The following is a 9,135-nucleotide window of genomic DNA, read 5'->3' as shown; positions in this document are numbered from 1 at the left end:
AATGAAAGGAACCACTATATTTGTTTAATATGGATAGTCTTTGCGACAGGTGGCTAACTGCTGGCTATTAGCACTCTTATGAAATGTTTCAAAGCTTTCAAATGCTAAGAGCCAAATACCTGTGGCCAAGTTGTCACAACAAAAACTACAACGGCTGCGATCGCTAACAATCCTTGAATCAAATTTCCAACCAAAGATCCGACTACAATTCCGATACCCGCTTTAACCGCCAACCTGAATTCACGTCGGTAAAGATACTCACCAATAATTGCTCCTAAAAGTGGCCCTAGTAAAATTCCTAACAGTGGCCCCCCAAAAGGTAACGCTGGCAATAATCCCAAAAATCCCACCACCAAGCCGACAATTGCGCCAATTTGCCCCCACTTGCTAGCTCCGGCTTGTTTTGCTCCCACATAGCTAGCTAAAAAATCTACTCCAACACTGAGCAGTAAAACTATAATTGTGACAATTAGGGGAATCTTGATAGCTGCAAAGGAACTACTAACGATTCCCCAGACAATAATTGCAATTAAAATTAAGCTGCTACCAGGAATGGCAGGAACTACTGCACCGATAATACCCACAAGCATTACGGCAATCAATAGCCAATAAATAATTTGCATAGATCAATTGTAAGTTTCCAATTTCCTCATAAAGGCACACAGATATGCGCCCCTACTGTATATTCTATCTGGGTAAGATGATGACCATTGGTGTCAACTTAAGCTGAAACTCCTTTAAAGGCTCGTTTCCAGTCTCCGGCTGGAAATGCTGCTGCTGGTGGCTCTGCCACCAGTAAAGAGAGGCGGAGCCTCAAAGACAAGCATTCCCAATCGGAGACTGGGAACGAGGCAATCTAAAAGCTAGTTATAGACTTGCTTTCACGTTAAGTTGACACCAATGGATGATGACAAATGCCTACTACAATGTGATGAAAGTTTGCCTAATACTTCTAAACTGCTATTTAAAAGCTCAAAACGTATGACGAGAAAAATATTAACTGGACTAAGTTCTCAAGCTTACGAACACCCTTTTGATCGCAAAGCCTTGGCTTCTTTGCAAAAGATGCCCGGTGTCTCCTTACTACTCAAAAAAGTTAACGAATACGGTATCGATCGCTTACTTAGATTGCAAAGTCTTGGTAGTGAAATCAGAATTTCGCCCCGTAATTTTCCTGAATTACATCAAGCATTTGTAGAAACTTGCCAAATTCTTGATGTTGCTCCACTCCCTGAATTGTATCTGTTTCGAGGTACAGGTCACATTGAAACCTATATTGTTGGGGTAGAAAAACCCCTTGTTGGTATCAATTTAGATGCAATGGAGTGGCTTGATGCAAATGAGTTGCTTTACGTTTTCGGACATGAAATCGCTCGCATCAAGAGTCAGCACATGATTTATCACCAAATGGCAATTGTTATGCCAACTTTGAAAAATTTGTTGAGCAGTACCACATTGGGAGTCGGTGGCTTAGTAGCTGGTGGTATGGAACTAGGTTTGTATAATTGGCGGATGATGGCTCGGTTCACCGCCGATCGGGCTGCAATGCTTGCTTGCCAGGATATTGACGTAGCAACTACTACACTGATGAAACTTGCGGGTTTACCAGATGAGTACTTGACTACTGCTGTAATCGAAGATTTTCTCGTCCAAGCCCGTGAGTTTGCATCTAATAACTTAGATAGTGTGGATAAGGTCACAAAAATATTAAGCTATACAGAATCAGAGCTTTCCTGGGTAATTATGCGAGCGGGTGAGTTATTGAAATGGGTTGATTCAGGAGAATATGATAATTTAATTCAACAGATAAATTTAAAGACACCAGAAGAACCGGAAGCAAAAGAAGAAAAGACACCAGAGGAAAAGGAAGGGTGGAATTTTTTGACTTCTTGGTGATGGAATTTTAGATTTTAGATTTTAGATTTTGGATTGCCCGATTTTAGATTAAATAGCCTTGGCGATTAGAAATCGCGGCTACACAGACAAAATCCACCTCCGTGGGTTAAAAATCCTTGATTTTTCATGCTTTCCACGGAGGTTGACTTGGTTTGTGTAGTAGTGAATTAAACGAGACTGTTGGCGAATTCATGTAAACCGCAATTTCTGGGGTGAGACACTACAACATCTCAAGCTTTTGAGGATAGCGATACCTACGGTGGGCTGCGCCTACGCAATTTGCCAACAGAGTTATTATATTCGCCTAATACTTTTCAAACAGCCTCTTAGACTAATGCGAGGACGCAGATAGCTTCTAATGATAAGTGGTTAGCCGAACTTGACATCAATCTAAAATCAAAAATTGGCTTACTTTTTAAACTATCGAACAACCTAAGTACTAAGAGTAACGGCTAATTTATCAGCAATTCCCGCAATCCAGTTTTCATCTTGTTTGGTGTAACTGCGAGGAGCATTTGCTCCCAAAATTAGCGCACCTTGATTGCCAATAGGTTGACAAATTACACCTTGAGTATTCTCTGGTAAATAATCAAATTCAAGCCTACCTGGATAGATTTTGAGAGCAACTAGATAAATCGGTTTTTGTTTTTCGAGTACTTGTTTTAAGATTACCCCTGGTACAACTTCAGATTTCGTACCCAGAATGCCACGACGCAACAAAACTTTACCTTGATAAAAAACCACAAGCGATCGCGTTACTGTATTAGTCAACAATAAATGAGATGCCCAGGCTAGCTCTGTTTTCACGGCTTCGGGTAAATCTGCTGCGAGTACAAAACCTTCTTCTCCAATTAGTTCTACGATATCAGGCGATCGCGGCTGAACTTGCTGCCAAATTAAACCCGTCAAAATTAACACTGCACTCAAAACTACACCCACTACATCACCACGCGATTGAGACTGGGTTAGTTCTGGTGTTAATAAACGGTTAATCAATAAAAGTACAGCGCCTAGCCCACCCACGACAATAGGTAGACGCCGCAAAACTCGATTAGGATCAGGTTTAGTCATTAGAAATTGGGAATTGGGAATTGGGGCACTTGTACTGAACGAAGTGGTTAGCGCAGCCTCTCGTAGAGAAGTATTGGTTATTAATTATTCTCCTCTGCTCCCTGCTCCCTGCTCCCCTGCCTCATCTCCTCACTCCTCTCCTGGTTCAATAATCCGCTGGAAAAGATAACCAGTACCCCTCGCTGTGAGAATCAATTCTGGGTTGCTAGGATCGTCTTCTAATTTTGCCCGCAAACGGGATATATGCACATCTACTACGCGGGTATCCACATGACGTTCTGGTGTATAACCCCAAACTTCTTGCAAAATTTCCGAACGAGAAAAAGCTTCTCCAGAGCGACTGACTAACAACTCTAACAAGCTGAACTCCATACCCGTCAATCGAATACGCTCATCGCCTTTGTAGACTTGTCGCTTATTCGTATCGATTTTAATATTAGCGACATGGATTACCCCAGAACTGGGAATGCCAGAAGCACCGTTTTTATCTACTCGCCGCAGCACCGAGCGAATCCGCGCTTCTAGCTCCTTGGGGGAAAATGGTTTAACTACATAGTCATCAGCACCCAATTCTAATCCGGTGATGCGATCAGCTACATCACCTAAGGCTGTTAGCATAATAATGGGGACATCTGATTCTTTTCGTAATTCTTGACATACACCATAGCCGTCCAGCTTTGGCATCATTACATCTAAAACTACCAGGTCAGGCTCAGTTTTGCGAAAAGTTTCCAAAGCTTCTTCCCCGTCGCCAGCCGTAACTACATCGTAGCCAATCATGGAAAGGCGCGTTTCCAAAATCCGGCGAATGCTGGCTTCGTCGTCTACCACCAAGATTTTTTCTTTATGGCTTTCCAAGTTTCTCTAGGCTCCTTGACTAAAAATTTACATGATTAATTTTTAATACCATAATATTAAGATATCATTCCATGAATTGATTTGGAAAAAGCTCTAAATACCACTATTATTAGTTTCTAGTTTTTTTCAAGAATTAAGTAAATATTAAGATTATTTAATAAGATTTAAGAATGGCAAAGCCAAAAACCTTTTTCACTTGTAATGAATGTGGAGCAGAATCGCCCCAGTGGTTTGGTAAGTGTCCTGCTTGCGGTACTTACAACTCCCTAGAAGAACAAATTTCGATTCAATCCTCAGTAGATGTACCCAGTCGGGGGGGAGTGAGTAGTTGGCAATCAGCTCAAGGCAATGGCAAATCTCACAATAAACCAGCTAAAGCACGAGCCTCTTTAACATTCGATCAAATTACCGATCGCCAAATTGCCCGCTGGGAGTCTGGTTATGGAGAATTAGATCGGGTGCTTGGAGGTGGGGTTGTCCCTGGCTCTATGGTGTTGATTGGTGGCGATCCAGGTATTGGTAAATCGACTTTATTGTTGCAAGTATCAAATCAATTAGCACAAAAATACCGCATCCTTTACGTAACCGGTGAAGAATCGGGACAGCAGGTAAAGTTACGAGCTTCCCGTTTAGGAGTATCAAAACCCCTAAGTGTGGTTAATGAGGAGAATATTAAGGTAGTAGTAGATCCGGCACTTCCCATAGATCCTGACAGTATTGGTGCAGATTTATACGTACTGCCAGAAACAGATTTAGAAGAAATTTTACGGGAAATAGACTCTCTCAAGCCAAACGTGGCAGTGATTGATAGTATCCAAACGGTGTTTTTTCCGGCGCTGACTTCTGCACCAGGTTCAGTAGCTCAGGTACGGGAATGTACAGCAGCATTGATGAAGGTGGCGAAGCACGAAGATGTCACCATGCTGATTGTGGGACACGTTACCAAAGAAGGAGCGATCGCCGGGCCAAAAGTTTTAGAACATTTAGTCGATACAGTGTTGTATTTTGAAGGCGATCGCTTTGCCTCCCATCGGTTATTACGCACAGTTAAAAACCGCTTCGGCGCAACTCACGAAATCGGTATCTTTGAAATGGTGACAGATGGATTGCGAGAAGTCTCCAACCCCTCAGAGCTATTTTTAGGCAACCGTGACGATCCAGCGCCAGGTACGGCCATTGTGGTTGCTTGTGAAGGCACTCGCCCGATTGTTGTGGAATTGCAAGCTTTGGTGAGTCCTACCAGCTACCCCTCACCCCGTCGTGCTGGAACTGGTGTAGACTACAACCGCCTAGTACAAATTCTCGCCGTCTTAGAAAAACGAGTGGGAATTCCGATGTCCAAGTTAGATTCTTACGTTGCTTCTGCGGGTGGGTTGAATGTGGAAGAACCGGCGGTAGATTTGGGAATAGCGATCGCAATTGTCGCTAGTTTCCGCGATCGCATCGTCGATCCCGGTACAGTATTGATCGGCGAAGTTGGGTTAGGTGGACAAGTGCGATCGGTTTCCCAAATGGAACTGCGGTTAAAAGAAGCTGCTAAATTGGGATTTAAAAGAGCGATCGTCCCAAAAGGGACAAAATTCCCCGATTTAAATATTGAGATATTACCAGTCTCTAAAGTCATAGATGCGATTATCGCCGCCATCCCGCATCAGGAATTGACAGCCGACGATTTAGAACCCGATGAAGATGAGTAACTATTGGGGAGACAAGGGGACAAGGAGATAAACAAAACTCTTAACTCAGCACTCAGCACTACTAAAGGAAAACCCATTATGACAACCCTCACCCAAGACTACCAAATCACTTGGGAAAAACTACCCGATGATTACAAACTCCCAGACGATCCAGTGGATAACATCAACCAACCAGCCTTAGCTGCTGCACTCACAGAAAGCCTACAATTAGCCGGAAAAATTTCAGCTAACGCTCTAACAACAACTAATTACGGCATTTGTGCCACTCTAAACAAAAAAATAGTCATTAAAGCTCCTGATTGGGCTTTCATTGCCAAAATTAATGTTAGTAGAGAAGAGGTAATACGCAGTTACACACCTCAACTACAGGGTGACATTCCCGTAATTGTCATGGAATTTGTTTCCGATACACAGGAGACAGAGTATTCTATCAAAGCAACATATCCCCCAGGAAAATGGTTTTTCTACGAGCGCATTTTAAAAGTACCAAACTACATCATCTTTGAACCAGATAGCGGCAGTTTCGAGATGTATCGCTTACAAAACGAACAGTACATTTTGCAAGAGCCTGATGAAAGTCAACGCTATTGGATAGCCGAAATCAATCTTTACCTTGGAGTGTCCCAAGGTACTCGTGAAAACCGCACAGGAAAGTGGTTACGATGGTGGGATGAACAAGGAAACCTTTTACCTTGGGGAATAGAATTAGCTGAACAAGAACGCCAACGCGCTGAACGACTAGCAGCACAATTGCGGGCAGCAGGAATTGTGCCAGAAAATTAGGCGAAGGTGGAGTTGGCATAACATATCTGGCAAAAAATCAACGCGGTGAATTGCGAGTCATCAAAACCCTTAGAGAACAAATCCTGAATCATCCCGCCTGGATAAGCAAGATAAATTACGGCAAGACTCTCGGGATGAAGCTTTACGACTGGCTTTGTGTCGCCATCCTCATATTGTGCAGGTAGAAAACGTCTTTGATGAGGTTAATTTGCCATGTATGGCAATGGAGTACATCGAAGGTGAAGATTTGGGTAAACTCATAACCGAAAAAGGTAGTTTACCAGAAGCAGAAGCACTGCTATACATCAGGCAAATTGGCGACGCTTTAACTGTAGTTCACGATCGCGGCTTACTGCATCGGGATTTAAAGCCGAGTAATATTATGATGCGTGCGGGTAAACAAGAAGCAGTGCTAATTGACTTTGGTATTGCCAGACAATTTATCCCCGGTGCAGTTCATGAAGATTTTGATTTGCTGTTCATGTTTTACTTTGTTATTCACAACCATCTCGCACTTTCAGTAATTGCTCTTTTGCTATCCCTAATATACGTGAAAGAGGCGCTAATAAACTATCATCAAATGCTTCTCCGGCATAAATATTATTCAGTTCCGTAGGAGATAATTTAAAGGTATCGCAGAATTTTGCAAACTCCTGGTTACTTAAATCAAGCTCTTTTTGCCTATCCTGAAGTAAAACTGCGATCGCTCTAGTTCCATGCTTGGGACGTTCACTAGTTTTTACATATTTTTCCATTAAATAATTGACTTTCCTGGTATCGCCGCCGATTTTTTTAATTAAATCAGTACAAGCCATTTTCAGCGCTTTTTTTAAAACTTCTTCTTCATTTAAAATTTTAATAATTTCACTGGCATATTCTGGTTTAAAAAATCCCACCAAATTCCCTTGATGATAAACTGGTATATAAGGATTATTGGTTTCAAGTTGCCAATTTAAAGGCTCATTGCGTAGCGACATAGCTGCACCCCTAAATATTTTCAGATTGCACCATTTTAAAACCATTTATTCCTTAACTGCCAGTAAAAATACCATAGGCGATTAGAAATCGCAGCTACACAAGACTTTACCCACCTCCGTGGGTTTCAATTTTCTATTACTTGTTTCACAGATGTAACTATATCTAACTAACTTGGAATAAAACTTATAAGGATATAATTTTTTTCACCTCGTTCTACCTAAGCTATCTCCAAATAACAAATGAGCGTCATAAAAATGGTAAGAATTATCCTTCCCAGTCTTGACGAGTATCGCACATAAAATTGTCTGCGATCGCATCATCAAATAAATACGGGCAATGCTCTGGAAAAGTTCGTAATGGTAAGTTAGTTTCTCGTAGCGCTAAATCGACTCCCGCTTCAAAGCCATCTAACAAGGCTTCTTCGATTCGAGACTTTAAGCTAGGGTTCTGTCGCAAATGTCTGTGGATGGCGCGACGCTGTTCTCGAATTGTTAAAAACCAACTGCGAGAGCGTTGTTCGGGTTGATACTCCCACTTCAAGAGATGACCGAGTAATACACTCAGATGGCTCACGAGTTCCCGATACTCCTGTCTCCCCAAAGCTTGAATTTCCTCTTGCAGGTGTTGCCAGTCTAGTTCCATAACTAACTTCTGTTCTAAGGCTTTAGCCTGCTGCTGTGTCCAGCCATAGAAATCTTGGTCATACAAAGAAGGTTTGTCCATAAAGTTGAATCTTGACAGCAAGAAACCACGAACTAGTTAAAAAAACTTAGTTACGAATTACGAATTATTTTAATATTCAACTAGCCTTCGCTTCATCCCCTGATGCTTCAGCCACAGCCGCCAATCTATCTGCCGCGGCTTGGACAATTTGAGCCACTTGCGCCAAAGGCATGTGCTGGATTTGTCTCAGAATCAGACTCAAATCTGAGGTTTCTGGAATTGGCTTGCCATCTATGCAGCTGATTAACTCTTCCATTGTGTAGCCTGCTTTCGATGCGATTCGAGCCAAATTTTCTGTATCTGGCACTTTCACACCTTTTTCCCACATCTGAACAGCAGTAGCAGATACTCCCAAAAGCTTACCAAACGCTCGCTGACTCATTGAACCGCGAGCTAGTTTAATGATTTCAATCAGTTTTTGTTTGCTTTCGATCTTCACTGCTTATATAGCTAGCCAACTGTATTTACAAGTCTACTTTCAATATTACAATTTTACTTTTATATTGACAGCCTTGTGTTTTAGTATTAAACTATATCTCTGGTTGTAAATCAGCAACTACAGGCATCAAGCTAGTAGACGAACCCATCTATCTTTAACCAATCCAAAAAACTTAGTTTGCTACGGCAGTTGTGCTAGTAGCTAGACTTTGCTGCGAAGAAATAATATCGAAGGTGCATCATGTTTCGCAAGCCACGCAAAATTAATCAATATCGCCGCAAAGGTAAAAACTTTATAGCCACTAATAAAATTAAACCAGAACAGTGGAACATTTCTGACGCAGAAACCAAAGAAGCTTTAAAAGTTAAAGGCTACGATGTTAAGCAAATCAAAAAAATCCACCTTCTGAAACATCAAGTGTGTATTTCCTACTGGGATGCAAAAGGCAATATATGCAGCAGCTTTTTTAGCTACAGGATTTTTGCGCGTTGGCAAAAAGAAATAGAAAATTTAATTTATACCTGTCAAACCCTGAAAGAATGGGCAAAGTTAAATTACCTTATGAAGTACGAATTTGCCTATTACCATTATCCTAGTGAAATAGAAAATGTACTCCACGCAATATTAGAAAACCACCTGTCTGTGTTAAAAGCAACAGAAGAACAAGTGGTTTTACAGAATATTTAACAA

Annotated in this window: 10 protein-coding genes and 1 pseudogene; 5 read left to right on the top strand and 6 right to left on the bottom strand. The window is 41.6% G+C overall.

The features are described from left to right. Positions 1-104: 104 nt before the first annotated feature. Positions 105-623, bottom strand: a complete 519-nt coding sequence (locus FD723_RS28510; protein ID WP_179068347.1) for a DUF456 domain-containing protein — start codon at positions 621-623, stop codon at positions 105-107. Between the two features lie 358 nt (positions 624-981). Between FD723_RS28510 and FD723_RS28505 the strand changes: the two genes are divergently transcribed. Further along, the gene (locus FD723_RS28505) at positions 982-1,896 is read left to right on the top strand and encodes a M48 family metallopeptidase (protein WP_179069314.1); all 915 of its coding nucleotides are present in this window, start codon (positions 982-984) and stop codon (positions 1,894-1,896) included. A gap of 432 nt (positions 1,897-2,328) precedes the next feature. Here FD723_RS28505 and FD723_RS28500 read toward each other — a convergent pair whose 3' ends face one another. Together FD723_RS28500 and rpaB are read right to left on the bottom strand one after the other, a co-directional pair. Then, the gene (locus FD723_RS28500; protein WP_179068346.1) at positions 2,329-2,967 is read right to left on the bottom strand and encodes a cofactor assembly of complex C subunit B; all 639 of its coding nucleotides are present in this window, start codon (positions 2,965-2,967) and stop codon (positions 2,329-2,331) included. A 129-nt stretch (positions 2,968-3,096) separates the two neighbouring features. Next, the gene (rpaB, locus tag FD723_RS28495; protein WP_012412029.1) at positions 3,097-3,825 is read right to left on the bottom strand and encodes a response regulator transcription factor RpaB; all 729 of its coding nucleotides are present in this window, start codon (positions 3,823-3,825) and stop codon (positions 3,097-3,099) included. A gap of 170 nt (positions 3,826-3,995) precedes the next feature. Between rpaB and radA the strand changes: the two genes are divergently transcribed. The 3 genes and pseudogenes from radA to FD723_RS28480 form a co-directional block, all read left to right on the top strand. After that, a complete protein-coding gene (gene radA / locus FD723_RS28490; RefSeq protein ID WP_179068345.1) occupies positions 3,996-5,522 on the top strand; it encodes a DNA repair protein RadA in 1,527 nt (508 codons plus the stop codon). Positions 5,523-5,600: 78 nt separating this feature from the next. Beyond that, on the top strand, positions 5,601-6,305 hold the full coding sequence (locus tag FD723_RS28485; protein WP_179068344.1) for a Uma2 family endonuclease: 705 nt from the start codon (positions 5,601-5,603) through the stop codon (positions 6,303-6,305). After that, positions 6,272-6,768, top strand: a pseudogene (locus FD723_RS28480) (serine/threonine protein kinase); the annotation flags it as partial. The gene FD723_RS28485 and the pseudogene FD723_RS28480, both read left to right, overlap by 34 nt. A gap of 31 nt (positions 6,769-6,799) precedes the next feature. Here the strand turns inward: FD723_RS28480 and FD723_RS28475 are convergent. The 3 genes from FD723_RS28475 to FD723_RS28465 all read right to left on the bottom strand — a co-directional run bounded on the left by FD723_RS28475 (position 6,800) and on the right by FD723_RS28465 (position 8,445). Next, complete coding sequence (locus FD723_RS28475; protein WP_306296997.1) at positions 6,800-7,327, bottom strand: hypothetical protein; 528 nt, start codon at positions 7,325-7,327, stop codon at positions 6,800-6,802. Positions 7,328-7,547: 220 nt separating this feature from the next. Next, complete coding sequence (locus FD723_RS28470) at positions 7,548-8,006, bottom strand: DUF29 domain-containing protein (protein ID WP_179068343.1); 459 nt, start codon at positions 8,004-8,006, stop codon at positions 7,548-7,550. A gap of 76 nt (positions 8,007-8,082) precedes the next feature. Continuing rightward, positions 8,083-8,445, bottom strand: a complete 363-nt coding sequence (locus tag FD723_RS28465) for a helix-turn-helix domain-containing protein (RefSeq protein WP_012410694.1) — start codon at positions 8,443-8,445, stop codon at positions 8,083-8,085. Positions 8,446-8,685: 240 nt separating this feature from the next. Between FD723_RS28465 and FD723_RS28460 the strand changes: the two genes are divergently transcribed. Continuing rightward, positions 8,686-9,132 carry a hypothetical protein gene (locus FD723_RS28460; RefSeq protein WP_179068342.1) on the top strand — a complete coding sequence of 149 codons (447 nt, stop codon included), beginning with the start codon at positions 8,686-8,688 and terminating at the stop codon, positions 9,130-9,132. Positions 9,133-9,135: the final 3 nt, after the last annotated feature.

Origin of the sequence: Nostoc sp. C052 (assembly GCF_013393905.1) — a bacterium.
GTDB lineage: Bacteria > Cyanobacteriota > Cyanobacteriia > Cyanobacteriales > Nostocaceae > Nostoc.
This window is presented reverse-complemented; position numbering and strand designations above follow the sequence as displayed.